The organism is Alkalicoccus daliensis (assembly GCF_900103955.1).
Taxonomy (GTDB): Bacteria; Bacillota; Bacilli; order Bacillales; family Salisediminibacteriaceae; genus Alkalicoccus; species Alkalicoccus daliensis.
Genome location: NZ_FNIL01000002.1, coordinates 207,319 through 232,900 on the forward strand (window position 1 = coordinate 207,319; position 25,582 = coordinate 232,900).

Annotated in this window: 32 protein-coding genes; 21 read left to right on the forward strand and 11 right to left on the reverse strand. The window is 45.7% G+C overall.

What is annotated here, in order from left to right:
- The first annotated feature begins 264 nt into the window (after window positions 1–264).
- Window positions 265–1,173 carry an iron-hydroxamate ABC transporter substrate-binding protein gene (locus BLP92_RS05610; RefSeq protein WP_090841444.1) on the forward strand — a complete coding sequence of 303 codons (909 nt, stop codon included), beginning with the start codon at window positions 265–267 and terminating at the stop codon, window positions 1,171–1,173.
- 56 nt (window positions 1,174–1,229) lie between these two features.
- Here BLP92_RS05610 and ald read toward each other — a convergent pair whose 3' ends face one another.
- Entirely contained in the window at window positions 1,230–2,351 is a 1,122-nt protein-coding gene (ald, locus tag BLP92_RS05615) for an alanine dehydrogenase (protein ID WP_090841446.1), read from the reverse strand.
- Window positions 2,352–2,512: 161 nt separating this feature from the next.
- Window positions 2,513–2,740 (reverse strand): KTSC domain-containing protein, encoded by a 228-nt coding sequence (locus tag BLP92_RS05620; RefSeq protein WP_090841448.1) that lies wholly within the window; start codon window positions 2,738–2,740, stop codon window positions 2,513–2,515.
- A gap of 199 nt (window positions 2,741–2,939) precedes the next feature.
- Between BLP92_RS05620 and BLP92_RS05625 the strand changes: the two genes are divergently transcribed.
- Complete coding sequence (locus BLP92_RS05625; RefSeq protein WP_090841450.1) at window positions 2,940–4,679, forward strand: EAL domain-containing protein; 1,740 nt, start codon at window positions 2,940–2,942, stop codon at window positions 4,677–4,679.
- Between the two features lie 27 nt (window positions 4,680–4,706).
- Window positions 4,707–5,459, forward strand: a complete 753-nt coding sequence (locus tag BLP92_RS05630; protein ID WP_090841452.1) for a class I SAM-dependent methyltransferase — start codon at window positions 4,707–4,709, stop codon at window positions 5,457–5,459.
- A gap of 69 nt (window positions 5,460–5,528) precedes the next feature.
- On the opposite strand, the gene BLP92_RS05635 is transcribed toward BLP92_RS05630, so the two are convergent.
- Complete coding sequence (locus tag BLP92_RS05635; RefSeq protein ID WP_090841454.1) at window positions 5,529–6,047, reverse strand: GNAT family N-acetyltransferase; 519 nt, start codon at window positions 6,045–6,047, stop codon at window positions 5,529–5,531.
- A gap of 429 nt (window positions 6,048–6,476) precedes the next feature.
- Between BLP92_RS05635 and BLP92_RS17955 the strand changes: the two genes are divergently transcribed.
- The 4 genes from BLP92_RS17955 to BLP92_RS05650 all read left to right on the forward strand — a co-directional run bounded on the left by BLP92_RS17955 (window position 6,477) and on the right by BLP92_RS05650 (window position 7,967).
- Window positions 6,477–6,653: a hypothetical protein gene (locus tag BLP92_RS17955; protein WP_175444187.1), complete on the forward strand. Its 177-nt coding sequence runs from the start codon at window positions 6,477–6,479 to the stop codon at window positions 6,651–6,653.
- An 86-nt stretch (window positions 6,654–6,739) separates the two neighbouring features.
- A complete protein-coding gene (locus tag BLP92_RS05640) occupies window positions 6,740–7,162 on the forward strand; it encodes a disulfide oxidoreductase (RefSeq protein ID WP_090841455.1) in 423 nt (140 codons plus the stop codon).
- Between the two features lie 4 nt (window positions 7,163–7,166).
- Window positions 7,167–7,634, forward strand: coding sequence for a thioredoxin family protein (locus BLP92_RS05645; RefSeq protein WP_090841457.1), 468 nt, complete (start codon window positions 7,167–7,169; stop codon window positions 7,632–7,634).
- 72 nt (window positions 7,635–7,706) lie between these two features.
- Window positions 7,707–7,967 (forward strand): hypothetical protein, encoded by a 261-nt coding sequence (locus tag BLP92_RS05650; RefSeq protein ID WP_090841459.1) that lies wholly within the window; start codon window positions 7,707–7,709, stop codon window positions 7,965–7,967.
- A 49-nt stretch (window positions 7,968–8,016) separates the two neighbouring features.
- Here the strand turns inward: BLP92_RS05650 and BLP92_RS05655 are convergent, their stop codons facing one another.
- Window positions 8,017–10,032 carry an ATP-dependent Clp protease ATP-binding subunit gene (locus tag BLP92_RS05655; protein ID WP_090841460.1) on the reverse strand — a complete coding sequence of 672 codons (2,016 nt, stop codon included), beginning with the start codon at window positions 10,030–10,032 and terminating at the stop codon, window positions 8,017–8,019.
- Window positions 10,033–10,228: 196 nt separating this feature from the next.
- On the opposite strand from BLP92_RS05655, the gene iadA reads away from it, so the two are divergent.
- The 5 genes from iadA to BLP92_RS05680 all read left to right on the forward strand — a co-directional run bounded on the left by iadA (window position 10,229) and on the right by BLP92_RS05680 (window position 13,932).
- Window positions 10,229–11,383 carry a beta-aspartyl-peptidase gene (iadA, locus tag BLP92_RS05660; protein WP_090841462.1) on the forward strand — a complete coding sequence of 385 codons (1,155 nt, stop codon included), beginning with the start codon at window positions 10,229–10,231 and terminating at the stop codon, window positions 11,381–11,383.
- A 114-nt stretch (window positions 11,384–11,497) separates the two neighbouring features.
- A complete protein-coding gene (locus BLP92_RS05665) occupies window positions 11,498–11,908 on the forward strand; it encodes a DUF2243 domain-containing protein (RefSeq protein WP_342028380.1) in 411 nt (136 codons plus the stop codon).
- A gap of 1 nt (window position 11,909) precedes the next feature.
- Window positions 11,910–12,365 (forward strand): hypothetical protein, encoded by a 456-nt coding sequence (locus BLP92_RS05670; RefSeq protein WP_090841465.1) that lies wholly within the window; start codon window positions 11,910–11,912, stop codon window positions 12,363–12,365.
- A gap of 79 nt (window positions 12,366–12,444) precedes the next feature.
- Complete coding sequence (locus BLP92_RS05675; RefSeq protein WP_090841467.1) at window positions 12,445–13,113, forward strand: MBL fold metallo-hydrolase; 669 nt, start codon at window positions 12,445–12,447, stop codon at window positions 13,111–13,113.
- A 411-nt stretch (window positions 13,114–13,524) separates the two neighbouring features.
- On the forward strand, window positions 13,525–13,932 hold the full coding sequence (locus tag BLP92_RS05680; protein ID WP_090841469.1) for a YhfM domain-containing protein: 408 nt from the start codon (window positions 13,525–13,527) through the stop codon (window positions 13,930–13,932).
- Between the two features lie 167 nt (window positions 13,933–14,099).
- On the opposite strand, the gene BLP92_RS05685 is transcribed toward BLP92_RS05680, so the two are convergent.
- Together BLP92_RS05685 and BLP92_RS05690 are read right to left on the reverse strand one after the other, a co-directional pair.
- A complete protein-coding gene (locus tag BLP92_RS05685) occupies window positions 14,100–14,312 on the reverse strand; it encodes an ATPase (protein WP_139148920.1) in 213 nt (70 codons plus the stop codon).
- Window positions 14,313–14,486: 174 nt separating this feature from the next.
- Window positions 14,487–14,936 (reverse strand): DUF4362 domain-containing protein, encoded by a 450-nt coding sequence (locus tag BLP92_RS05690; protein ID WP_175444188.1) that lies wholly within the window; start codon window positions 14,934–14,936, stop codon window positions 14,487–14,489.
- 454 nt (window positions 14,937–15,390) lie between these two features.
- On the opposite strand from BLP92_RS05690, the gene BLP92_RS05695 reads away from it, so the two are divergent.
- The 3 genes from BLP92_RS05695 to BLP92_RS05705 all read left to right on the forward strand — a co-directional run bounded on the left by BLP92_RS05695 (window position 15,391) and on the right by BLP92_RS05705 (window position 20,172).
- Window positions 15,391–15,843: a MarR family winged helix-turn-helix transcriptional regulator gene (locus BLP92_RS05695; protein ID WP_090841475.1), complete on the forward strand. Its 453-nt coding sequence runs from the start codon at window positions 15,391–15,393 to the stop codon at window positions 15,841–15,843.
- The gene (locus BLP92_RS05700; RefSeq protein ID WP_090841477.1) at window positions 15,840–19,217 is read left to right on the forward strand and encodes an efflux RND transporter permease subunit; all 3,378 of its coding nucleotides are present in this window, start codon (window positions 15,840–15,842) and stop codon (window positions 19,215–19,217) included. The genes BLP92_RS05695 and BLP92_RS05700 overlap by 4 nt, the downstream gene beginning before the upstream one ends.
- Before the next feature lie 313 nt (window positions 19,218–19,530).
- A complete protein-coding gene (locus tag BLP92_RS05705; RefSeq protein ID WP_090841479.1) occupies window positions 19,531–20,172 on the forward strand; it encodes a hypothetical protein in 642 nt (213 codons plus the stop codon).
- Window positions 20,173–20,215: 43 nt separating this feature from the next.
- On the opposite strand, the gene BLP92_RS18160 is transcribed toward BLP92_RS05705, so the two are convergent.
- Genes BLP92_RS18160 through BLP92_RS17960 form a run of 3 tightly spaced genes read right to left on the reverse strand, consistent with a single transcriptional unit; the run spans window position 20,216 to window position 21,027 of the window.
- Window positions 20,216–20,527: a YvrJ family protein gene (locus BLP92_RS18160; RefSeq protein WP_244516670.1), complete on the reverse strand. Its 312-nt coding sequence runs from the start codon at window positions 20,525–20,527 to the stop codon at window positions 20,216–20,218.
- Window positions 20,528–20,576: 49 nt separating this feature from the next.
- Window positions 20,577–20,798, reverse strand: a complete 222-nt coding sequence (locus BLP92_RS05715; RefSeq protein WP_090841481.1) for a DUF2922 domain-containing protein — start codon at window positions 20,796–20,798, stop codon at window positions 20,577–20,579.
- Window positions 20,799–20,814: 16 nt separating this feature from the next.
- Entirely contained in the window at window positions 20,815–21,027 is a 213-nt protein-coding gene (locus BLP92_RS17960) for a DUF1659 domain-containing protein (protein WP_175444189.1), read from the reverse strand.
- Between the two features lie 114 nt (window positions 21,028–21,141).
- Between BLP92_RS17960 and BLP92_RS05725 the strand changes: the two genes are divergently transcribed.
- The 3 genes from BLP92_RS05725 to arsC all read left to right on the forward strand — a co-directional run bounded on the left by BLP92_RS05725 (window position 21,142) and on the right by arsC (window position 22,608).
- Window positions 21,142–21,768 carry a pyroglutamyl-peptidase I gene (locus BLP92_RS05725; RefSeq protein WP_090841483.1) on the forward strand — a complete coding sequence of 209 codons (627 nt, stop codon included), beginning with the start codon at window positions 21,142–21,144 and terminating at the stop codon, window positions 21,766–21,768.
- The gene (locus tag BLP92_RS05730) at window positions 21,755–22,099 is read left to right on the forward strand and encodes an ArsR/SmtB family transcription factor (protein WP_090841484.1); all 345 of its coding nucleotides are present in this window, start codon (window positions 21,755–21,757) and stop codon (window positions 22,097–22,099) included. Before BLP92_RS05725 ends, BLP92_RS05730 begins: the two co-directional genes overlap by 14 nt.
- An 89-nt stretch (window positions 22,100–22,188) precedes the next feature.
- Window positions 22,189–22,608 (forward strand): arsenate reductase (thioredoxin), encoded by a 420-nt coding sequence (arsC, locus tag BLP92_RS05735; protein WP_090841486.1) that lies wholly within the window; start codon window positions 22,189–22,191, stop codon window positions 22,606–22,608.
- A 15-nt stretch (window positions 22,609–22,623) separates the two neighbouring features.
- Here the strand turns inward: arsC and BLP92_RS05740 are convergent, their stop codons facing one another.
- Window positions 22,624–23,160: a PEX28-32 family peroxisomal membrane protein gene (locus BLP92_RS05740; protein WP_090841488.1), complete on the reverse strand. Its 537-nt coding sequence runs from the start codon at window positions 23,158–23,160 to the stop codon at window positions 22,624–22,626.
- A gap of 66 nt (window positions 23,161–23,226) precedes the next feature.
- A complete protein-coding gene (locus BLP92_RS05745; protein ID WP_090841490.1) occupies window positions 23,227–23,517 on the reverse strand; it encodes a 4a-hydroxytetrahydrobiopterin dehydratase in 291 nt (96 codons plus the stop codon).
- Window positions 23,518–23,666: 149 nt separating this feature from the next.
- Between BLP92_RS05745 and BLP92_RS05750 the strand changes: the two genes are divergently transcribed.
- The 3 genes from BLP92_RS05750 (at window position 23,667) to BLP92_RS05760 (ending at window position 25,554) form a co-directional block, all read left to right on the forward strand.
- Window positions 23,667–24,140, forward strand: a complete 474-nt coding sequence (locus BLP92_RS05750; RefSeq protein ID WP_090841492.1) for a glycine/sarcosine/betaine reductase selenoprotein B family protein — start codon at window positions 23,667–23,669, stop codon at window positions 24,138–24,140.
- A gap of 63 nt (window positions 24,141–24,203) precedes the next feature.
- Complete coding sequence (locus tag BLP92_RS05755) at window positions 24,204–24,407, forward strand: hypothetical protein (RefSeq protein WP_090841494.1); 204 nt, start codon at window positions 24,204–24,206, stop codon at window positions 24,405–24,407.
- A 100-nt stretch (window positions 24,408–24,507) separates the two neighbouring features.
- A complete protein-coding gene (locus tag BLP92_RS05760; RefSeq protein ID WP_175444190.1) occupies window positions 24,508–25,554 on the forward strand; it encodes an EAL domain-containing protein in 1,047 nt (348 codons plus the stop codon).
- Window positions 25,555–25,582: the final 28 nt, after the last annotated feature.

A 25,582-nucleotide genomic window follows, 5' to 3' on the forward strand; every position in this document is an offset into this window, starting at 1 on the left:
TACACTGCGAACAAAGAAATAGACAGCTTAAATAAAATATTTTAGGGGGTATAGTTTTTAATTTCGATCATCACCTGAAAATTTCTATAGTGAAAGAACTGCACGGAGAACAGGAATCGCCACGCAGATTATCTTTCGCATTAAAAAAAAATTGACAGATCACTTATAAGAAGGTATGTTATTTATTAAGTGATATTGATAATCATTCTCATTATCAATATCAGCAAATAGATAGTAATTATCATAAAGGGGATCTGAAGGAAGATGAAATTGAAAAATATGCTGTACGCAACATCTATGTTATTTTTATTTACTGCCTGCTCTGACGGAGAAGATGCCGAGACAAGTGCAGCGGAGGAAGATGGAACGATTACATATGAGTCAGAGGCCGGTCCGGTGGAAGTGCCAGCAAATCCTGAGCGAATTATTACGCTGACGAACGGACCGAATGTGCTGGCACTGGATGGAAATGTGGTAGGCGTGGACAGCTGGACAAAAGCGAATCCGTTGTTTACAGAAAAGCTGGAAGACGTAGAGGAAGTATCTGAAGAAAACCTGGAGAAAATTATTGAATTGGAGCCGGATCTTATTATCGGCGGTACGCATATGAATAATGTGGAGCAGCTGCAGGAAATTGCACCGACAGTACTTTTTACCTGGGGCGAGCTTGATTATCTTTCCCAGCAGGTGGAGATTGGGAAGCTGCTGAATAAAGAAGAGGAAGCACAGGACTGGGTGGAGGATTTTGAAGCGCGTGCAAAGGCAAGCGGCGAAGAGATTAAAGAAAAACATGGGGAAGATGTGACTGTGTCGGTGTTTGAAAACGGAGACAAGGAAGTGTATGTTTTCGGAAATAACTATGCCAGAGGCACAGAAATTCTTTATCAGGCGATGGAACTGGAGATGCCGGAAAAAGTAGAAGCAGATGCACTGGAGGCAGGCGTGCATACGATGTCTTCTGAAGTAGTTCCTGAATATGCAGGAGATTATATTGTGCTCAGCAGATCGCAGCAGGGAGATAATTCCTTTATGGAAACGGACACGTGGAACAACATTCCTGCTGTAGCCGATGGAAATGTGATTGAAATTGATACAGAGGCTTCCACCTACAGTGATCCGATTACGCTGGAGCATTTACTGGAAGTGTTTGAAGAAGGATTTTTAGAAGAATAAAAGCTGAATATGGTGCAACAAACAAAGAAAGACAGCAGATTTCTGCTGTCTTTCTGTTATTTTATCGACAATGCTTTTTCCGGAGGCAGATAGTCGAAGCCGAGATCGTTTGCGACCGCTTCGTAGGTTACATGCCCGGCAGCTGTGTTGACACCTTTCATGAGCGGTGGGGACGATTGCAGTGCTGGAAGTAATCCTTTATTGGCAATTTTCAGCGCATAGGAAACAGTTACATTTGTCAGGCCGGTCGTGGACGTTCTCGGCACGGCCCCCGGCATATTTGCTACAGCGTAATGCAGTACGCCATGCTTCGTATACGTGGGATCGTCGTGCGTCGTAATATGATCTATCGTTTCTACAATGCCCCCCTGATCAATTGCCACATCCACGATCACAGAGCCTGGGTGCATCGTTTTTACCATATCTTCTGTGACGAGCCTTGGCGCTTTCGCACCCGGAATCAGTACTGCGCCGATCAGCAGGTCAGATTCCTGCACAGATAAAGCGATATTGAGCGGATTGCTCATCAGGGTATTAATTTCCGCGCCGAACAAATCATCCAGCTGCCGCAGGCGGTCGGCATTCAGATCAATGATAGTAACGTCCGCACCGAGCCCAATGGCAATTTTTGCAGCGTTTGTGCCCACGACACCCCCACCGATAATTGTTACTTTCCCGCGTCTCACACCGGGAATTCCCGAAAGCAGGACGCCGCTGCCTCCGCGTGATTTTTCTAAAAACTGTGCTCCGATCTGTGCTGCCATCCGGCCGGCAACCTCGCTCATCGGCGTCAGCAACGGAAGTGTATGATCTACCTCCACCGTTTCATAAGCAATAGCCGTCACTTTATGTTTTGTCAGAGCTTCTGCAAGCTCGGGGACATTTGCTAAATGGAGATAGGTGAATAAAATCAGGTCTTCCCGAAAGAATTTATATTCTTTCTCGAGCGGTTCCTTCACCTTCATAATCATCTCTGCTTCCTTCCAGACGTTTTCTGCGTCTTCACGCAGGAAAGCACCTGCCTCTTCATATTCCCTGTTAGAAAAACCGCTTTCGATTCCGGCACCATTTTCTATGAGCACCTGGTGTCCTGCCTGAGTGAGTGTCATGACGCCTGCGGGGGTTAAAGCAACTCTGTTTTCGTTGTTTTTAATTTCTCTGGGCACACCGATAATCATTCATATTTCCTCCCTTGTAAAAAAATAAATTTTTATTTCAGGGTGTTTCGCTGGATATCTACGGTGAGGTCCTGTGACAGCTGGAGAAGAGGCATGGTACAGGAAAAGCCTATCTGACAATATGTCATGATAGGCGAAGGATCTCCGTATGAAAATGATCCTTATTTGGATTCTCCTTCTGTAAGATCCCGGTAAGGAAATTTCGGTTTAATTTCATTCTCGAAGTAAGCAGTCTTATCATCACTGGACAAAAGACCGACGTACTGTTGATCCTGCACTTCATAGTAAATCACATAAGCACCGGAGTTATAACGAATGTGTAACTGTTTCAACTCTTCATCAAAGCCGATTTCTTTCATATCTGCAGCAGCAATATTCGTCCATTCCATTATTGACTACCCCCTTTAGTATATATAATTCCATTCCCAGCCGGTTATTTTCATAAACCTGAAGTGAAACAGAAGGATGCAACGATTTAGAAAAACAAGGAGAAAATTTACATTAATTATGAAAATATTTCCTTCCGTAAGTCGAAAGATATGGTAGGATAGAAGGGTGTATAAAGAATGAGGGAACGGGGCGATCAAAGTGAGTGATTTACATAATGAAAGTCTCAGCCAGGAGGTTGAGAGAAATACACTAGCTGACCTCCTTCCTGTATTGAACGAAGCTGACTTACAGCGAATGCTTCAATTGCTGGATCAGGCTGCCTGTGCAGCGGTTGTAGATGATACCGGCATAATCGTCCATGCAAGCAGGGAATTTGCCGGTAAGTTAAAGGCAGACAGGCAGGATCTTGTTGGTAAACTTTACGGGGATATTATAAACACGCAGGGATCTTCTGCCCCTTTTGACGGGGAATACCAGCATTTTAATTTGCCGGACAAGGGAACTGCGAAAAGAAAAGATGGGTCGAGAATTTATTTCGAGATAAAAAGCACTCCGCTGGAATTTAAAGACAATCAGCGAAAAGGAAATCTTCTGCTTCACTTTGACGTAAGTGCATTAATTGCAGCGGAAGATAAATTTGAAAAGCTTGCAAAAATAGATCCGTTGACAAAGCTGAAAAACCGGAAGCAGTTTCAGCGGGAGGTAAACAACGCGGTTTTTGGCAGAGAAGCGATTACCCTTTTGTTTATTAATCTGGACAGATTTAAATATTATAATGATACACTTGGCCATTTTACGGGCGATGCATTGATTTTATCCATTTCCAAAGCGCTGCAGAAACTCGAAACAAAGCATTTCCGTGTGTACCGTTATGCGGGAGATGAATTTGCGGTGCTGCTTAGGGGTGTTCATCATGAAGAAGCGGCAGCAAATTTTGCGCAACGAGTAATGAAAGTATTTGCGAAGCCTTTTTCCATTCAAACTAAAGAGTTGAAAGTTTCTGCCAGTATCGGAATTTCCCGTTTTCCGGGAGGTGCTTCCACTGCCGCTGAGCTGATACAGCAGGCAACGACCGCAATGCAGTCGGCAAAGGAAATGGGGCGGGACAGCTACAAATCCTATGCGCCGCAGCTGACGACGAAATATGATCAAAAGCTATTGATTGAAAAGAAGCTTCGGCATGCACTGGAACTGCGTTCATTTGAGCTTTTTTACCAGCCACAGGTCGATTTGAAAAACCAGCAGGTGGTAGGTGCGGAGGCACTGCTGCGCTGGCATGATAAAGAGCTTGGAACGCTGCCGCCGGATGTGTTTATTCCTATCGCTGAAAAGTCAGGGCTGATTATTCAAATCGGGGACTGGGTGCTGGAGGAAGCGTGCAGGGAAGCAAAAACATGGGCAGATAACGGACAGGCGCTGCGCGTCGGTGTGAATATTTCACCACTCCAGTTCCAGCGGCCGGATTTTGTCAATAAAGTGAAAAAGGTGCTGCAGCGGACAGGGCTGGATCCGTCGCTGCTGGACCTGGAAATCACAGAAAATGATCTTTTATATCATCAGGAAGAAAGTCTGGATACGCTGCGCAGGCTGAAAGCCGAAGGAATCCGCATTTCCATTGATGATTTTGGAACGGGCTACAGTTCGTTAAGCTACCTGCGCCAGTTCCCAGTCGATACACTGAAAATCGATAAATCTTTTATTAAAGATGTGCTCATGAACAAAAAAGATCAGGCAATCGTCACTTCGATTATTCAGCTGGCACATAATATGAAAATGCGCGTCATTGCAGAAGGTGTGGAAACAAAAAACATGCTCCCATTTTTATTTGAGCAGCAGTGTGACGAAATGCAGGGGTTTCTTTACAGCAGGCCCGTCCCGGCGGCTTCGCTGGCAGAGTATATGGAAGCTTCCCGGTCTGCACAGCTGTTTGTCAATTAAATCAGCGGAGGCAGAAGGGAGAATACATTGCTGAGTTATTATAGTAAGCTTTCAGCGGAAGTTTATGATCTGGATAAATATGTAGGGAGATCTTTTGGAGATGTGGAGTACTACCAGGAACGGCTGGCCGACTGTAAAGGACCTGTATTGGAACCGGGTGCAGGAAACGGCCGGCTGTTAATTCCCTTGTTGGAAAAGGGTTTTGATGTAGATGGTCTTGACGTTTCCACCGACATGCTGGATATCTGCCGGCATCACTGTGAGAAGCGGGGGCTGGAAACAAATTTATTCACTGGCAGGATGGAATCTTTCTCCCTGGAAAAAAGGTATGAAGCAATTATTATTCCTACAGGATCTTTTCTGCTCCTGCATCAAAGAGAAGATGCCGTCCGGGCGCTGGAAAACTTCCAGAAGCACCTTAATAAGGACGGCAGGCTGCTCATAGATATATTTCTGCAGAAAGACGTTTCTCTTCATACAGTATCTACTCGGTCATGGGAGACAGCGAACGACGAATTGATTACACTGGAGACAAAACTGGTGGAAGTAGATTATGTTCATCAGTATTCCCTGTCTCATCACCGTTACGAAAAATGGAAAAAAGGAGCGCTTTTAGAAACGGAGCTTGAGCTGTTTCCGCTTCGCTGGTTTGGGGTAGAGGAATTCAGGCTGCTGCTTCTGCAGCATGGCTTTAAAGACATTACGATTTCAGCGGATTACCAGTATGGACAATATCCAACGAATACCAGCGAAATCATTACTTTTGAAGCCCGGGTGTAAAGTACGCAATAAAGCAGCTGTGCGGAAACAGCTGCTTTTTTCGTGAAAATAACCAGTGGAACTTTTGCTTCAATTACAATGTTTCGTCCACTGATAATGGACAAATTGACATAGCTCGCCGTTCATTTCAAAATGTTCTTTGTCTTGAGAGATCCATTCAAACCCGTTTTTCTCAAGCACTTTTTGAGAAGCAATATTGTTGGTGGTAGTTTTCGCAGCGATTTGCTGGATGGGCTCTTTCTGCATCAGCTGCAGAAGTATGGCGAGGGATTTCTTAGCAATTCCTTTCCCTGCAAAAGACTCACCGATACGATATCCGAGAAATCCTGATTGATGTGAAGCGTCCACATCACCGATATTCATCCGGCCGAGGATGGTGCCTTGTGGGTTCTTTACGAGATAATAATAGCCCTCTTTCTTTTCCTGCTCCAGCAGCAGTGCCTGATGTCTGAGAAGGAACTCATCGTACTGATAATAGCTTTCTCCGCGTCCCGGCACCATTTTTTCAAAAAAACTTCTGTTGTCCCCTTCAAATGCAAACAGCTTTTCAGCATCTCTCTCCGTTAATTGTTCCAGCAGTATGTTCATTTGTTTTTCCTCACTTTAAATTTTATGTATTGGATGAAATTGATTTTATAAAGGTTGCTTCCCCTTAGTAGGGCATCTTTCATTTTATCATTTTAAAAGTTACCTTGAAAATAAAAGTTCCGCTAAAAAGAAGTAAGACTGCTGCTTCACTTTCGGAGCGGCTTCCCCAAGGGCTTGTTCTCGACTAATTTTGACGGAAAAAACGTCCGCCCAAATGGATTCTCCAGCTGCGCTCGTGCGTCCTCTCCTTCGTTACACAGCAGTATTAATTTTCATACTTTTTTAAAGAATATAGAAGCCAAGGGGATTTTTCGAGACGCCTGCGGGAAAAGAAAGCGTGAAGATCAAAGGTTCGTCTCGAACTACAGACGAACTCGTAAAACAGGTGTGCAGCCAGCCGGGATCTTGAATCCAAGCAAGGCGGTTGGATTGGCTGCGCGGAACCCTGATTATTCCGAGGGGATAGCGGAAGGATTTCTCCGCGGCAAGCGAAGAAAAAAAGAGCCGCAGGCGTACCTTTCTTATATCAACACCTGCTTTAACAGAGCCATTTTAAAAGACATGGAAGGAACCGGAACTGCGCCTGCTGAAGCTAAAGAAAGCTAACATTTTTTCTGACACAGGACGTTTATCCTTTCCTTTACAAAAGAAAGTGAATTCGCTATAGTTTTACTAGAATAGGGGAGAGGTCAATGGAAAAACAATTGGAAGCTCTGCTTGCGGGAGCCTGGGCAGCAGCGCTCGCAGCGACACTGGGATCTTTATATTTCTCGGAAATTATGGGGTTTGTGCCCTGTGAACTCTGCTGGGTCCAACGGATATTTATGTATCCACTTGCGTTGACTTTGGCAATTGCCACTGTGAAAAAAGACGCGAAGCATGCGTATTATGCGCTGCCGCTTTCTATCATCGGCGCTGGTTTTTCAATGTATCATTATTTGATTCAGAAGGTGCCGGCACTGCAGGAAGCTGGAACGGCCTGCGGCATTGTCCCTTGTAATGCCCAGTACATAAATGTATTTGGGTTTATTACGATACCGTTTCTAGCGTTTACTGCTTTTACAATTATTTCTGTGCTGCTTATTTTTGTGATTATTGTGGATAAAAGGAGATAGAGGGATGAAAAAGATTTTAATCATTGGCGGGGCGATTATTGTTATATTTGCAGCGCTCATATTTGTAACAAACTATCAGAACCAGCAGCAGGCGGAGGGGAATCCGTTTGGACTGGACACACTTGAACAGGAAACGATTGATCAGCTGGATGATCCAAACTATGAAAATATCATTCTGCCTGATGAGCTGGAACGGCGTCTGGCAGCCGGTGAAGATGCGACTGTTTATTTTTACAGCGGCCAGTGCCAATACTGTAATGAAACTACGCCTGTTATCGTTCCTATGGCAGAGGAAATGGGTGTAGATCTGGAATTATACAATATTCTTGAATTTGAACAGGGATGGAACACTTTCGCAATTGAAGGCACCCCGACCGTGATTCATTTCGAAGACGGAGAAGAAGAAGCACGTGTGGAAGGTGGCCAGGAGCCTGCCGTGTATGAACAGTTTTTTGAGCAGGTGAATGATTAAAAGGCACGAAAATGTGGAAAAGAACCTATAGAAACTCTTTTCTTAATTACAAAGATAGAAAGGATAATTTTCATGAATCGATTAGTAATGTGGATCGGTATCACGATTTTTCTCGGCTGGACTGCGGCAATGATCGTAAATTACGGAATTTACAGTCAGGATCCCGGACCGGCAGTGATTACTCCATTTTTTGACGGTATTTTGTTTATGGCATTGATGCTCGGGATGTATTTTTTAATTTACTATATTTATCAGACGCGCCGGCGGCTGGCAACGATGATTCTCTCCATTACCGGAGCGGTGGTGCTCGTCTTTGCCGTGCTGATGTGGTAACATTTTTTATTAAAAAACGCCTTTTCCATTTCTGGAAAAGGCGTTTTTGCTACTTAGCTTTTAATACTATCTTCTCGTCTTCTACGAAAACTTCCATACTCGTCAGCTGGTCACTCGCCAGCATTTCATCAACAATTTTGTCTTCAATATGCTCCTGAATCGTTCTGCGCAGCGGACGGGCACCGTATTTCGGATCGTATCCGTTCTCTGCAAGCCATTCAACAGCTTCTTCGGTAAAAGTGATGGCTACATTTTGCGCTTCGCTGTGCTGCTTTACTTCTTCCAGCATCAGCGTAACGATTTTCTTCAAGTCTTCTTTCTCAAGTGCTTCAAATCCGACAACGCGGTCAAGGCGGTTGAGAAATTCCGGCTTAAAGTATGCGTCGAGCGGATTGGCGTTTGTTGTCATAACGATGATCGTATCCTTAAAGCTGACGGTGCGGCCGTGGCTGTCCGTCAACCTGCCGTCTTCAAGCACCTGCAGGAACATATGCTGCACGTCCGGATGCGCTTTTTCCATTTCATCAAGAAGAATAATGGAATACGGCCGGCGGCGGACCTGCTCGGTAAGCTGGCCGGCTTCTTCATGCCCGACGTAGCCCGGCGGAGAGCCGATCAGTTTGGAAACGGTGTGTTTCTCCATATACTCACTCATATCAAGCCGGAGCATGGCTTCCCGGCTGCCGAACATTTCTTCTGCAAGAATGCGGGTCAGCTCTGTTTTGCCGACACCCGTTTGTCCATGGAACATAAAGGAGGCAATTGGCCGGCCTTCCCGGCGGAATCCTGCACGCCCGCGGCGGACTGCTTTGGCAACTGCTTCGACAGCTGCTTTCTGGCCGATGACCCGGGATCCTAGCCGTTCTTCTAAATGCTGCAGCTTTTTTTGTTCCGAAGCTTCCAGCTTCTGCACCGGTATTCCTGTTTTCTTCTCGATAATCTGCTGGAGGTCGCTAATTTTCACTTCCGGTACAGTTTTATTTTCGCTGCTGTGCAGCTTATCCTGCAGCTGCAGTTCTTCCTGGCGCAGTCTCGCTGCTTCTTCATACTGCTCTGCTTCCGCTGCCTGCTGCTTTTCTTTTTCAATTTCTCTTAGCCGGCGCTCCAGTTCATCTTTACTGCTCGTGCCGTGCCGCAGATTCAGCTTCGCTCCGGAAACGTCCATTAAATCAATTGCTTTGTCCGGCATTCTTCTGTCCTGAATATAGCGGTCGGAAAGGCGGGCACATGCTTCCAGCACTTCCTCAGAATAATGGACGCCGTGATACGCCTCATATTTCGGCGCAAGTCCTTTCAGGATTGCAATCATGTCTTCCACTTTTGGCTCTTTCACGGTAATCGGTTCAAAACGGCGTTCCAGCGCTGCATCTTTTTCTACGGTGCGGTATTCCTGGAAGGTGGTCGCGCCGATCACCTGAATCTGGCCGGCTGCGAGTGCCGGCTTTAGAATGTTGCCCGCGTCGGTGGAGCCTTCTGTTTTTCCAGCGCCGACAAGCTGATGAATTTCATCGATAAACAGGATGATGGCCGGATCATCTTCCAGCTCCTTGACGATCTGCTTCATTTTTTCTTCAAACTGTCCGCGGTAGCTGGTGCCGGAGAGGATAGATGCGACGTCCAGAGAGATCAGCTTTTTGTTCTTCAGCTTTTCCGGCACATCTCCTTCATTGATTTTCAGCGCAAGGCCTTCTGCGATCGCTGTCTTGCCGACACCCGGCTCTCCGATGAGCACCGGGTTATTCTTGTTGCGGCGGTTTAATACTTCCGCTACCTGCTCCATTTCCTCGTCCCTGCCAATAACCGGGTCTATCAGGCCTTTTTTCGCCTGCGCAGTTAAATCTCTGCCGAATGTCTCCAGCATGCTTTCTTCTTTTTCCTGTGCAGGTGCTCCCTGAGAAAATGATCCTTGCTGCGGCTGGGAGAAAGACTGCCTGCCGTTCTGCTGTGCCTGCTTTGCCAAGCTTTCATAGCAGCTGCTGCAGAGCTGGGCTGCCTGCTCTTCTCCATTAACATTGACGCGATAATAAATCGTTGCTTCGCTTTGATGACAATGTTGACATTTCATTGAAATTCCTCCTTTTTTCTATCTTGGATGGCATCGTTTGACCATCTTTGACCTTTTATTAACTTTAGTATAATTCATTAGTCAAAGAAGGTCAATAATTATTTGACCAATTTTGACCTTTAAAATAAATTTGTTAGATGCTTTTGAAAAAAATTATAATAAAGAAAGAGAAAATGTTTTTTGAAGGAGGAAAAGTATGCTGACATTAATTAAAAACGCAGAGGTTTTTACACCAGAAGCGCTTGGGAAAAATGATGTGCTGCTCGGAGGCGGAAAAATTATTGCGGTAAAGCCGCAGATAGAAGCAACGGCAGAAATGGAAGTCATGGAAGGAAAGGGAAAGCTGCTCGTACCGGGGCTGATTGATGGACATGTACATATTTCCGGAGGCGGTGGAGAGGGAGGATTTTCCACAAGAACGCCCGAGCTGCAGCTTTCTGACTGTATCGCCGGAGGAGTTACTACAGTCATCGGCGTGATCGGAACAGACGGAATTTCGAGAACGATGGCGGAGCTTGTGGCAAAAGCAAAGGGACTTACAGAAGAAGGAATTACCTGCTGCTGCCTGAGCGGGAATTATTACGTGCCGGTCACCACACTGACAGGATCGCTTCAAAAAGACATAATGATGGTACAGGAAATTATCGGAGCAGGTGAAATTGCGGTCGCAGATCACCGGTCCTCTCAGCCGACAGTGCAGGAGCTTGCCAGACTTGCAAGCGAAGCGAGAATCGGGGGACTGCTGGCAGGAAAAGGAGGAGTGGTCAATATTCACACAGGGGACGGCAGTGATTTGCTTTCTTCGATAGAAGCAGTAGTGGATACAACTGACATTCCGATTTCCCAGTTCTGGCCGACGCATATCAATCGCAACGAAAAACTTCTCGAAGCAGGGATCGCTTTCGCAAAACGAGGAGGCACGGTGGATTTAACGACGAGTATTGCTTCCGGTGATCCGGTATTAAAGTGCAGCCGTGTGTTGAAAAAAATGCTGGAGGCGGGGGTGCCGGACAGCCAGATTACATTTACTTCAGATGGACAGGGAAGTCTGCCGCAGTTTGATGCGGACGGAAATTTCACAGGACTCGGTATTGGCAGAGTCTCTTCCTTACTGGAGGAGCTGCGCGATGCCATATTCACAGAAAAGCTGCCGCTCTCCCAAGTGTGGAAAACAGCAAGTGAGAATCCTGCGCGTCACTTAAAGCTGCGTAATAAAGGAACAATTGCTCCAGGGAAAGATGCAGACTTACTTTTATTGAAGAAAGAAGACTTGAAAATCACAGATATTCTTGCAAAAGGCGAGTGGCTGCAGCAGGGGACGGTAAAAAGAAAAGGAACCTTTGCACAGTAATATTTTTCTCGAAAAAGTTTAACTGCGGAGAAAAAGGTGAATCTATCCTTACAATCTGTTTCTTGAAAGGAGGTTTTTCCCATCGCAGCAGAGAGCAATGCTAAATACGTAAAGATAGGAAGTTTCTTACTCGGCTTCGGTTTTCTCGGAGCAATGGACGGTATTGTATTTCACCAGCTCCTCCAGTGGCACAGTGTGGTGATGGATACATCGAGAACGATGCAGATCGTAAGCGATGGCATCTTCCATTTTGCAGTAACCCTCACACTAATTGCAGGGGCAATACTTATCTGGCTTGGCGGTAATCCCGGAAGCTTTCGTTACGGTGCCCGCCTGATCGGCAGTTATTTTCTGATGGGAGGCGGGATTTTTAACTTTGCGGAGGGCATCATTAATCATCATCTGCTGCAGATTCACCGGGTGCATCCGGATGCAGCCAATCCGCTGTTTTACGACCTGGCGTTTTTAGCAAGCGGCCTGGTGCTGTTTGCTGCAGGTTTCCTCCTGAAAAAAGGATTGAAATAATATGGCTTACCGTATATTAAGTTTTATTGTATTGTTCCTGTTTGTCACTGTGACGCTTTATTTTTATACGATGAACAGCCACTTTGTGATGGAAGCGGCCGGCGGGCACGATCACGGCATGATCGAAGTGCCGGAAGAAACAGAACATCCGCCGCAGATTACTGCAGAAGTGAAAGAAAAAGAAGATGGTACAGCGGTGCTGCAGACGACAGTAAAACATTTTGTTTTTGTCAGAAACAGTGAGGGGGAAGCAACTTTCCGCGAAGGACATGCCCACGTGTATATTAATGGGGAAAAAGAAGGCCGGCTGTATGGAGCGGAGTATCCACTGGGCAGGGTGGAAGAAGATCTGGACATCCGTGTTGTACTAAGCACCCATGACCACCGGCTGCTTATGTGGAACGGTGCAGAAATTGAAGCAGAGCTTGTGTACAATGCAGGAAACGTGGAAAAATAAATTTTCATTTTTTGTAAACATTTTTCTGAAATAAAGGTAATATATAACTAACAGCTGTTAAAAATAAGGAGGGTTTGCCATGCAAGTGAAACAAGTGTCCGAGAACGTCTGGAAGCTGAGCGTCTGGATGGGAATTACGATCAGTGTGTGGCTGGTGAAGGAAGAAGATGGAGTGACACTGGTGGACTGTGGCATCCCCTCGATGGGTACAGGGATTTTAAAAGAAATAGAAGCACTGGAGCTCGGTCCGCTCCATCGGATTTTGCTTACCCACGGGCATTCAGATCACACAGGAGCGCTGGAGAAACTCCGGACAGAAGCTTCAGTGACAGTATTTGCGCATGAGAAAGAAATTCCTTATATGGAAGGAAAAAAGCCTTATCCAGGGCGAAGCAAAGCGACAGCTGTGGCGAAGCGGGGGACAGTGAAGCCGCTGAAAGAAGAAAGTGACACATTTACTGCGGTCGGCTCCCTGCAGCCTTACTATACTCCCGGCCATTCGCCGGGCCATATGGTGTATTATCATGAGCAGGATAATGTACTGATTGGAGGAGATTTATTTACCTCCTTTAAAAACGAAAAGCTGCGCCGTCCGATCCCGATGTTTACCGCAAACATGGGAGAAGCGATTAAGAGCGGGGCGATCGTAAAACAGCTGGAACCGGAAATTCTGAGTCTCTGCCACGGGACGGAAATACCTAAACCGCATACACAGTATGATGAATATAAGGAAAAATGGCTTTCTTAAATAGAGTGGAGTAGGGAGTACTGCTTCTTCAAAATATGATAGTGTTTTCCTTCGCTTTCCGGCGGAAGCTTGCCGTGGGGTTGTCTTCAGCTCTTTGGAACACCTCCTGGCATTCCAAAGGATCTTTAGACAGCGCTTTATCCCACAGGCGTCACCGCCGGACGCTTCGAAGAAACATTATTTATTTGTAGAGGAGATCTCCTGTCATATTTTTTCTTGAAATTACTTTTTAAGGGGACGCTGAAAGGATAAAAAACGATTCGAAGAGCACTCATGCAGTTCAGTTGAAAGAGTTTCTATCGGAAGCGTTATTTGAAAGCGAAAGTATACTTTTACATGAAAATCTATTTTTTACACTCTGAAATCAGCTCCATCAGCAGGGCTGATTTTTTTACATAGGAGGTATTCAAGATGATGAAATTATCTATCGCAGGGTTAATGATTTTTGGACTTCTTACTGCTGGATGCAGCTTTGGTTTATATGTAAATTCTTTCAGCGTGGATGAAATCAGGCTTTATGAAACAGACAGTTTTTACTCAGAAAATCTGGAATTATTTGAAGTATATGAAGAATCGAAAGATATCAAACGATTCCTCCGGGCGGTGAATAATACATCAAAGCTGGATGGGGCTGTGGATATGGCAGATCCTGATTTTGAAGTGGATCTGATAAAAGAGGGAGAACTGTTCAAAGGATATTATCTCTGGGTATCGGAGGACGGTGCTTCCCTTATGGATAGAGATGATACACATACTTTATACAGAGTTAAAGAGAAAGGACAAGAAATCTTTCGGGGGGTAACAGCAGTAGAGGAATAATTTTTACGCAGGAACATATTTTTTATGGAAGAGGCTTTTATTTATTCCTCATCCACATTCTTCAAAGACCTGCATTCATTTCGATTCTCCAACAGGCGGCATTATCCTGAAAAAGGCCAGTTTTCGTATGTATACAATTGAGGAAGGGTCTTTTAAAACGAATATTGTTAAACAGACTTGACCCTTCTTCTGTACCGCAGCACTCCTTCGCAGACAAATCCTGCTGCAAATCCTCCCACAATCGGCAGGAGGGAAACCTCCGTGTAATCAAGGGAAATGTGTAATTGTAAAACAGCTATATTAAAGAAATAACCCACGCCATATAACACGATCATTACACCAAAGGCTGCCAGCAGTGGCATCCAGAAAGGCCTCTTCATGTTTCTTCCCCCTCCAACAGGCAGGAATTCTCCTGCAGTTTTTTCTTTTCTTCCTATAGTAAATTTTACCATAGATAAGCACTTGGCTGACCGTTAGCTTTTTCTTTTTTCGTCCACAACTCTCATTCTGGGAAATATATTTCTCCTGAAATTTATTTGCTGATAAAATATATGCTACTCCAATGTGATCAAAATGAGCTGGTCTGTAGTATCTTGGCAGTTTTCGAGAATGTAATCAGCTCCTTCTCCAGTTTCGACTGTTTGAATGGAGTTGCAGGTCGCAGTAGTTATACTTCCTTCACCATATTCATCTCTTCTTGAATCCATTGTTAACTTTATCTCTCCTGCATCGTAAGCAAGGTCATAAAGTATTGGATCGCCTTCTGTTGTATATCTGACAAGTCTTAAATTATCTTTTTTCTCTTCTTCCACATGATTAAGAAACTGCTTAAACCTTTCCTCATTTTCAATTTCCCCGTGCATATCTACCACATCTTCAGCTGAAGGAGTGTAAGCAGAAACCGTATGTTCTTCCTGATTGCCGGCAGAGGAATACTCCGTATTTTGACAACCTGCAATAAAGAATATAAGTAATAAAACAATGGAAAATGTAATTTTTTTCACTATGTATACCCCCTTCTTGCAACACATAGACGTTTTTCTTTCAGGGAAGTTTCATGTCGCACTTTTTCCCGGCAAGAGAAAATAACTATGATTGTTTCGACTGAAAATTAACAAAAACAAGTTTAAAAGTGAGGAAAGTAAATGAATCAAGTGTGCGAAACGCAGCCGGCGACTCCCTGGAGGACTGTGGACGAATTGAACATCCAGCTGCTGAAGGCAGCTTAGCTGAGAGAGTCCCCTCCGGAAAGCGTCCGGCGAAAGTGGAGCACCCACCACATTTCATAAAAGAAAATCATGTCTTAATGTTCTTTATAAGAAGTGAAGTTGTTTTTTATTTTCCCCTTCACAAAACCGACATATTTTTCCGAGGTGTCGTCTTTGACTATGAAAAAAAGTTACTTTATAGTTTAGAAAGTTAACAGTTTAACAACTTAATAGTTTACGGGGTGTATAGATGAAAAAACTGGAGTATATTGATCAGATCGACCAATTTATTATTGATATCAGTCTGACGATGTCCCACGAATTCGGCGCGGATGTGGAGGTAGATCTTTCCTCCAACCAGCAGTTAATGATTTATTTAATTGCGAAAAAGAATATCGTGAGGGTGAAAGAACTCGCTTTTTATATGAATGTTTCTGCCAGTGCGATCAGCCAGATGGCAGGAAAGCTGGAACAGCTCGACCTGCTTGAGCGGTCCATTGATGAATGCAACCGGCGCCAGACGGTGCTGCGCCTGCTTCCCAAAGGAGAAAATTTTGTAAAAGAGATGGAAGAAAAACGCCACGCAATCATGCGGAAATACTTATCCAGACTGCCGGAAGATGAGCTGGAAACAATGCGGGATACATTCGCCAATTTGTCGCAGCTGATTCTGGAAAGCCAGAAAGAAGGAGAGGAATCATGAAAATAACAAACTTTTCTATTGCGCGCCCGGTTTTTACAATGGTTACGATGGCCTTGTTTCTGCTGCTCGGGTTCGTATCACTTACAAATATTCCATTAAAATTAATCCCGGACATTGATCCGCCGATTGCGGCAGTAGTAACATCATATGATGATGCAGGACCGGAAGAAGTAGTGGAGCAGATATCGCGGCCGATGGAGCAGAATTTATCTACCGTCGGCGGTTTGAATAATATCTCCACCATTTCCATGGAGGGGCAGTCCCTCACAATCCTGGAGTTTTCCTGGACGACTTCGATTGATGATGTGGAGAATGACATTATCACTTCGATGAACCAGGTGCCGCTGCCAAATGATGCGGGACAGCCGCAGTTTATTAAATTTGATCCGGCACAGTTCCCGATTATTCAGCTTTCCCTTTCTTCCGATAATGGCGGGGATATGCAGGCGCTCGTGGAAGACCTGGAAAGGGACCTGCTCCGTGTGGATGGAGTAGCAACGATTGATCTTATGGGAGACGCAGTGGAAGAAATTTCTGTCACCCTGGACCAGGAAGCCCTGGAAGAAAATAATCTCGTGCAGTCTGATATTGTGCAGGTGCTGCAGACACATAATATCACTGCACCGGGCGGCGTCGTGGAAGACGGTGGCGATGAGCTGACTACCCGGGTGCTGTTTGAACTCGGCAGTCTGGAAGACATAGAAAATATCGTCGTTACAGAAACGATTACGGAGGAAGAAGAAACGGAAACGGTCACGCTTTCGGAAGTAGCGGAAGTGGAAAGAGGACCGGAGCCGACAGATATTATTACCCGCACAAATCAGGAAGATGCCATTTTATTAAGCGTACAGCAGCAGGCAGATGCAAATACTGCCGGGGTCGCTTCAGAAGTAATGGCGGAGCTGGATGAACTGCTGGAAACAGGAGATTACGAGGACCTGCAGGCAGATGTCCTGTTTAATCAGGGCGAATTTATTGAAGATGCCATTTCCAACGTCGCACTTGCATTAATCGGCGGGGGAATTATTGCGATGGTCGTGCTGTTTTTCTTTTTGCGGAGCTTTAAAACACCATTACTCATCGGAATCGCTATTCCGTTTTCTGTAATTGTCACGTTCGTACTGCTGTACTTTACGAACTTCTCGTTAAACATCATGACACTCGGCGGACTTGCGCTCGGGATCGGGATGCTTGTTGATAACTCCATTGTGGTAATTGAAAACATTTACAGGCATTTATCGATGAAAAAGTCACCCCGGCAGGCGGCGGCAGACGGAACGAAAGAAGTCGCAACTGCGATTACCGCTAGTACACTGACGACGATTTCCGTATTTTTACCGGTCGTATTTATCAGTGGAATTGTCGGAAATTTATTCCGGGAATTTGCGCTTACCGTATCCTTCAGTCTGCTTGCTTCTCTGGCAGTGGCCCTTACGGTTGTGCCGATGATTGCAAGCCGCTGGCTGAAGGCGCCGAAGGAAGATGTAGAAGAAAAGCGCCAGAAATCACGATTTATCACCTTTTTTGATAAAACGGCCCGCTGGTCGCTGAAGAACAGAATGATTGTCTTTTTAGTCACGGTGGCGCTGCTTATAGCAGGCGGATTTGGCATCACGACTGTCGGCACACAGTTTTTGCCGGCCACTGATGAAAGCTTTCTGCAGATTGAAGTGGAAAATGAAACAGGTACACCGCTTGATACAACGTTTGAAGATGTCCAGGCAATTGAGGAAGTATTGGACGAGCACGGGGAGATTGAAGCGTATACTTCTGTCACAGGTTCCGGCGGAGACCAGGGACCAATGGCGGAAGGCACCCAGGGGAACCAGGCAGTCGTGTATGTAACGATGGTTCCGGTCGGGGAGCGCGACATCTCCACGATTGATTTCGGCGAAGAAATCCGCCGCGACGTGGAGAACGCAGCACCGGATGCAGAAGTAAATCTTGCAGTGGAAGCTTCCTTTGGCGGGGATCCGAATACGTTCAGCTTTGATTTAACTGATCAGGATCCCGTCCAGCTGCAGGAAGTGGCAGAGGATCTGCTGGCAGAATTTGAAGATATGCCAGAGTTTACAGAAGTAACGAACACGTATGAAGAAACAACACCGGAGCTGCAGGTGCTGATTGATGAAGAAGCAGCCCGGGAAGAAGGCCTTACGCCGGCCGAAATTGCTGAGGCAGTGGATACAAACACCCGCGGCGCCTTTGCGACTCAGATTGTCACAGAGCAAAATGACGTACTGGAAGTAAACGTCCGGCTCGCAGAAGAGTTCACGGAAGACGTGGAAGCGCTGGAAGACTTGCTGCTGCGTAACCAGGAAGGGGAGTTCGTCGCCCTGAATGAAGTGGCAGACATTGAACGCGGAGAAGGCCCGGAAACAATTAACCGGATCAACCAGGAAGAATCTGTGCAGTTCTCGCTCACGTATTCTACAGATTATAACTTAGGGGAAATTAATCAGCTCGTGGACGATACAGTAGAGGATTACGGTCTCCCATCCGGTACGACGCTTTCCTACACAGGGGATCAGCAGCTGCTGGACGATGCGATCAGTGATTTAACGCTCGCTTTAATCCTTGCCGTAGTATTCGTTTACTTCGTCATGGCAGCGCAGTTTGAATCATTGAAATATCCGCTTGTTGTCATGTTTACGGTGCCGCTCGTATTAATCGGCGTGACGCTCAGTCTCACGCTTACGAGAACGCCGATCAGCGTGACCGCCTTTATTGGGCTCATCGTCCTCGTCGGAATCGTCGTCAATAACTCGATTGTACTTGTCGACTACATTAACAGGCAGAAAGAGTACGGCTTAAAGAGTTATGATGCTATTGTAGAAGGAGTGAAGGATAGAGCACGTCCGATCCTTATGACAGCTTCTACGACAATTCTGGCGCTGATTCCGCTTGCGATGGGTCTCGGAGAAGGATCGGAAATTCAGCAGCCGCTTGCGATAACCGTGATCGGCGGCATGGTGAGTGCTACTTTCTTAACACTTGTACTGATTCCGGTCGTTTACAGCTTTTTTGATAAAGAGACACGGAATTTAAACAAAAAGTATATGACACCGGACGGGCAGATTGTTCCTGCCTACCTGCTGGAAGATTCATATAGGAAAGAAGATGGAGCCTCCCGTAAGCACTTTTCCATCGAATCAGAGGACCGGCCGCTCGATAAAGCAGAATTGAATGATTTTTATAAAGGCATGGACGACGAACTCGATCCAGCCTTTAAGGAAGCAACTTCTGCAGAAGAGGCCGGCGATGAAAGTGAATTTTTAACAGAACGCAGGGAAGACAAAGACACGTCGAAAATGTCGAAGGAAGAATTGCTGGAGGTACTGGAAGAATTAATCAAGCGTAATAAAAAAGAATAAGACATGCAGGCAGCGCAGACAAGAAAGTCTGCGCTGCCCGTTTGTTTATAAAGTTATAGGTATGATATATTTATAGCTTTCTATATATTGGGTTCTCCTTCGCTTTCCGGCGCAAGCGTTCGCCGAAAGTGAAGCAGCAAAGAAAGCTATTAATTTACAAAAAACAGTTTTGTTTTCAAAGAAGCTTTAAATAACAACCTGCTGATACCTTTCCGACAACGAACAGGAGAAAATTGTAAAGTTTTCCTAGGCAAATGGATTCTCTTTTTGTATGATGGATAGAGAGAATTGGCAAAGAAAAGAGGGCTGGACCGTGAAAATGAAACATTTACTATTGGCAGCTGCGCTGATCAGTCTTGCCGCCTGTGCAAATAATGAAGACGGGGAAGAGGCTGCCCAGCAGGACGAAGAAAGGGAGCTGGAATCACTGCGGGAAAGTGAAGCGGCGCTTGCGGAACAGCTGGAAGAGGAACGGGAACGCACCTCGGAACTGGAAGAAAGAGTCGAAGACCTTTATGAAGAAAACATGCAGTTAAAAGATGATTTACTGACGTATAAACAGGACTTAATCGACCGGCAGGCGGAACATGAGCAGGAGCTTGCGGAACGCCAGGAACTCGATGACACAGCGAGACAGCTTTTTCAGGCAATGCACGAAAGGGATACGGACCTGCTGGCTGAGCTTCTGGCAGAGGAAGTGCAGATTGACAGCGACGCAGAGCTGCTTACTTTTACAAGAGATGAGATGGAGCGGTCGTTTCATTTTCTGCAGCTGGAACGAGTGAATTTTGTCCGGCAGCGTTCCCTTGAGGTGAATGAGGGCGAAGCAGTGGCAGAATACGAATTTTACGACGCGGACGAAGAGGAACTTTATTTGGATGGCGCTGTGGAAGTCAGCTTTGAGCAGATCGAGGAAAATGACTGGTCAGTCGTCTATGTACAGTTTATCAACTAAATGAAGGGCCCTTCCTGGCAAGCAGGAAAGGCTCTTTTTCTAATTAATGCAGATGATTTTCCGCTGGGCCGGGAGGTTTTAATTCCGGGGGGAGCGGTCGTCCGGCAGCAAGGCTGAGGATGGAACGGTTAATCGTATCAAGCTTCTTTTCCATCCGGTAGAGCAGATAAAAAGTGATCGTGACCGGAAAGCCGAATTCCCCCAGTACCTGTATCCAGAACTCCATGGGCGCATCTCCTTTCTGCTGGGATCCGTGGCTGCACTGCTTGCAGATATCTTCTATGAAATACATCGGACAGCTTGTGTAATTGATCGGGAAAAGCCACTCATAAGCTGAAAAGAGTAAAAATCTCATAATAAAAAGCTCTCCCGTCACAAAGGCAACGGGAGCAGCTCGGAAAAACTTATATACCGATATCGATTGTGTCTACGTTTCGTTCCACGAGACGGGCACCGCGTTTTTCAACGAAGTTGCCGCTGGCACCGAAAAACACATCCGCAGCGAGGATCTCATCCATCGCCTGTGTGACTGCTGCTGCATCTACGGGTTCTTTCGGAGAATCCACTGCAATCGTAGCGCTGGTACCTGCTTCTGTAGTAAACAAAAGTTCTAAACGTTTTGTCATCTTTTATCCCTCCTTATTATTCAGATAGTTCGTACACGTTATTTCGTTCTACACTGTACACCAAGTGCTGCTGCAGGGAGGCAATTGCCATCCCGGCCTGGTAAAGTGCTGCATCTTCCGACTGAGATTTTACATTGCGGAAATTGCGTGTCTGAAACAGGATGTTGCCGTCTTCATCATAACCAGCATTGAAAGTAAGAATCAGGCGAGTCTGCGTTAAATGATTCATTGTGTCACCCCCTTTCACTCCATAAGTACATCGAAAGTAAAAAAAGGGAGGAAGGAAACTTGAAAAAAATTTGAAAACAGGAGAAAATAGACAAAGAGACAGGGGGGCCACTTCGTGAAGATACTGCTGACAGGGTTTGAGCCGTTTGGAGACATGGATATAAACCCATCGCATTTATTAATGGAATGGGCTGCGACACAGGAATTTGAGGGAGTGGAGATAAAAACGCTTTCTCTGCCGGTGGTGTATGCTCTCTGTGCGGAAAAAGCACTGGAGGAAATGAAACGCTGGGAGCCGGACGCAGTCGTTCATTTCGGGGTAGCCGCCGGACGGGAAGCGGTAAATGTGGAGAGAATTGCGGTGAATCTGGAAGATGCTGCATCGTTCCCCGATAACAGCGGGGATACGCCCCAGGACAGACCGGTCGTAAACAACGGGCCGGATGGGATATTTGCAACACTTCCTGTACGCAGATTGACAGCGCAGCTGCAAAGCAGGGGAGTGCCGGCAGTACTTTCCTACAGTGCCGGTACTTATATCTGCAATACGACGTTATACCGCACGCTGCACCTGATTACACAGGAGAACCTCCCCTGCCAGGCCGGATTTATACATCTGCCCGCGCTGCCGGAAATGGTAACTGGAACACGGCTTCCTTCCATGGCAATGGAAACGCAGCAGCAGGCGCTTCGTATTATAGTAGAAACAATAACGGAGGAGAAGAGCCATGATAAAAGATAAAATGAGCTATGAAGATGCAGCTGTATTATTTAAGCTACTTGGGGATAAAACCCGGTTGACGATGGTGTCACTGCTGTCCGCTGATGATGTATGTGTCTGTGAATTTGTAGAGATTTTTCAGACGAGCCAGCCTTCCGTGAGCCAGCATCTGAGAAAACTCCGTGATAAGGGACTTGTGAAAGAAAGAAAGCAGGGACAGTGGGTTTTTTATTCGCTGAATGAATCTTCCATTCATTATCCGATGGCGATGGCACTCGTGCAGGAGCTGCCGGATCCGAAAATTATGCTGAACCAGATTGAAGCAGATGGCCTGCGCGTTACCTGCTGCTGATTTTCTTCATACTTTCTTTACATTTTGATAAAAGAAATCATGTTATTATATAAGTGAATGATTATATGAAAAATACTGGAGGCTTTCGAATGTCAAAACGAACAATTTACTTTTTATGTACAGGGAATTCCTGCCGCAGCCAAATGGCAGAAGGCTGGGCGAAACACTATCTCGAGAATGGATGGGATGTGTACTCCGCAGGCATTGAAGCACACGGAGTCAACCCGGATGCGGTAAAAGCCATGGGGGAAGTGGATATTGATATTTCCAGTCAGTCTTCTGATAAAATTGATCCGGAGCTGCTGCAGCAGGCAGATCTCGTCGTTACGCTCTGTGACCACGCAGATGAAGTCTGCCCGGCAACGCCACCGAATAAAGAACGTGTACACTGGGGATTTGAAGATCCTGCGAAAGCCGGCGGCACCCCGGAGGAACGCTGGGCGGTATTTCAGCGTGTACGTGATGAAATCGGAGAACGCATCCGCTTATTTCAGGAAACAGGTCAATAATAAAATCCCCGGCCATTAATTGGTCGGGGATTTTTTTTGGTCCTTTTCTTTTTCCACATATACATAGTCAGCCAGAAAATTTTCCAGCCGCTGCTTTTCTTCATTCGGTACTGTCGTTTTGATCCGCTGTCCTTTTACAAGTTCCATAATCAGCTGCCGCCTGTGCCTGCGCTGCTTTCCCCATTTAATAATACGGATTTTTGACCACTTGGCGTGGTAGCCTGCGAAAATAACCGCATCCCCCTGAACCTGGAAAACTTTATCCAGCGTAAGCAGAATAAACATGCCAAGCAGAAATACGACGACAAATAACAGCGTCGCAGTAGTGAAATTGGTGAACAACTGCATAAACAGCAGGATCGACAGCAGGAACACTATATAGCAGGCATAAATAGAGCTTTTATAAATGATGGAAGAAGTCGATATTTTTTTCGGATCGTCTAATTCAAAAAGAACGGTATTGCCCGAAAGCTTCCGGAATCGGTCGGTAAAAAGATGATACACAGCAAGTATGGACATGACAACTGCTGTAATAAGATAAAGCCACTGCATACAACACTCTCCCTCGTACGAAACGTCCTGTCTATCATACCATTTCGCAGATGGAGAAAAAAGAAACTACGTATATTTCTGGAACAGCCGGTCGTAGGCGTGGGCAGATTCAAAATCTTTCTGGGTTAACCCTCCTTCATCAATCGTACTTAACTTCAGCGTCACCTGTTTATGATCAATAATTGTGTATGGATGGTGCTGCCGGTCCTCTGCAATCTGCGCGACAGACTGCACGAACTGAATTGCTTTCGGATAGGAAGAGAAAGTATATTTTTTGGCAATCCAGCTTTCCCCCTCCAGCTCCCAGCCGTCTGAATCTTCGATGTTCTGCGTTACTTCTTCTTTCGTTAACGTCATATGTTCATTCCTCCTTTATAGTGTGAACATTCTGTCAATTACCTGCATCATAGCATGTTCCGGGTTGATTGTATAGTTGTGTAAAAACAGGTTAGGACCATGCCCGGGAAGGGAATAACAGAGTAAAGAGAACGAAAGGGGCCGTGCATATGCTAGCTGCGGTAAAAGATAAATATTTTCAATTGCTGGCGAAAAGATCCATAAAAAAATTCGGGAGAGAAAAAATTCAGTCTCTTGTTATCCCGGAGAAGCCAATGAGCGAATGGCGTGTTTCTTTTTTAACGACGGCAGGTGTACATTTGGCGGAGGAAGACCCTTTTGACGTAGAAGCAGGGGACTGGAGTGTACGCTTTATTCCCGCAGACACTGAACCTGAAAAGCTTACCGTGTCCCACACGCATTACGATACGAAGGCAGTAAAGGAAGATGTAAATACAGTATTTCCGCTGCATGCACTGCGGGACCTGGAAGCGGAGAAAAAAATAGGGGCAGTCACGCCGACGCTGTTCGGGATGATGGGGTATATACCTAGGACAGACAAGCTGATGAAAAAAAGCGTGCCTATTATCCTGAAGCGTCTGCAGGAGGAAAACGCAGATATTCTGCTGTTATCCCCCGGCTGATATATCTGCCATCAATCGGTCGGATTGATACAGAAAGAAGTGGAAAAGGCAGGAATTGCTACAATGTCGATGACTCATTTTCCAGATTTAACAAAGCTTGTACATGCCCCGAGAGCGCTTCACATCAAGTTTCCGCTGGGAAGAACATTTGGCCAGCCGGAAAGAAAAGACCTGCAGAAGAAAATCACAGTCGATATGTTAGATAATCTCACAACAATGGAGAAAGAAGACTTGAAAGTTCTCTCCTATCGATGGAAGAGGGACTAAAGACTTATATTTCGTAAAAAGTATCAACTAATAGGTTTTTTGAACTACGAATTAGGGTATAATAAAGGAAATGTTATTAAAGGGGAAGATGGTGGAAATTATGGAAGCATGTCAGCTTTGTCAGGGGAAAATTCCATTAAATGAATCAGGACGAATGATGTTATTCAGTTCAGTGCCGGGCGTGATCCGGACGCTGCACCGTGCATTCCGCAGAGTACAGACGGAATTCACCGAGGAAAACCGTCTGTTTGTAAATTATACTGCATGGATGGAACTGCAGCAGCATATGGAGCAGATTGAAAAAGTGCTTCCGGAAGAAGAGCAGGAGAGTCTCCGGGGAAGTCTCATCTCTGCAGAAGGAAACACTTATCTTCCGGGGAATGAATTTCCCATCCAGCAGCTGCGCGAGCAGATTGCTAATCCGATGTTCGTAAAGGTTATTCAGGAAAAATTGTTTCAATCCTATATGCAGCCGGTAATCGACACAAAAACCGGCAAGCCGTTCGGCTACGAGTTCCTCCTGCGGCCGAACAGTAAGCTGTATCCGTTCAACCCTGGCGAGCTGTTTGCTTTCTCCCAGCGGTCGGGACTGCAGTCTATGCTCGACAGCCAGGCCCGCATCAATGCCATCCGGACTGGCGCACACATGCTTGAGCGCGGGACGAAGCGGTTTATTAATTTTCTGCCCTCTTCCATTTATGATCCGCGCCACTGCCTGCAGAGCACTTTTAAAGCGGTGCGTGAATATAAAGTGGACCCTGATGATCTTGTTTTTGAAGTGGTGGAAACAGAAAAAATTGAAGATATTTCTCATCTGCAGTTTATCTTTGATGAATATAAGAAAGCAGGGATCCGCGTAGCGCTTGATGATCTGGGCAGCGGATATTCCACGGTGGAAGTAATGGAAGCCCTGCAGCCGGATTACGCAAAAATTGACCGGAAACTCGTGCAGGACTGTCATCTGCGCCCGGAAAAAATTGAGCAAATTAAGCAGTTAAAAGAATCTGCCGGGAAAATCGGGACGCTTCTGCTTGCAGAAGGTATTGAAAAACCCGAGGAGTACGAAGCAGTTAAACCAATTGTCGATTACGTTCAGGGATATTTCTTCGGCAAACCGCTGATTAAACCCGCAAAAGATCAAAAATAATTTGAAATGCTTAAAAACCTATCAGGAC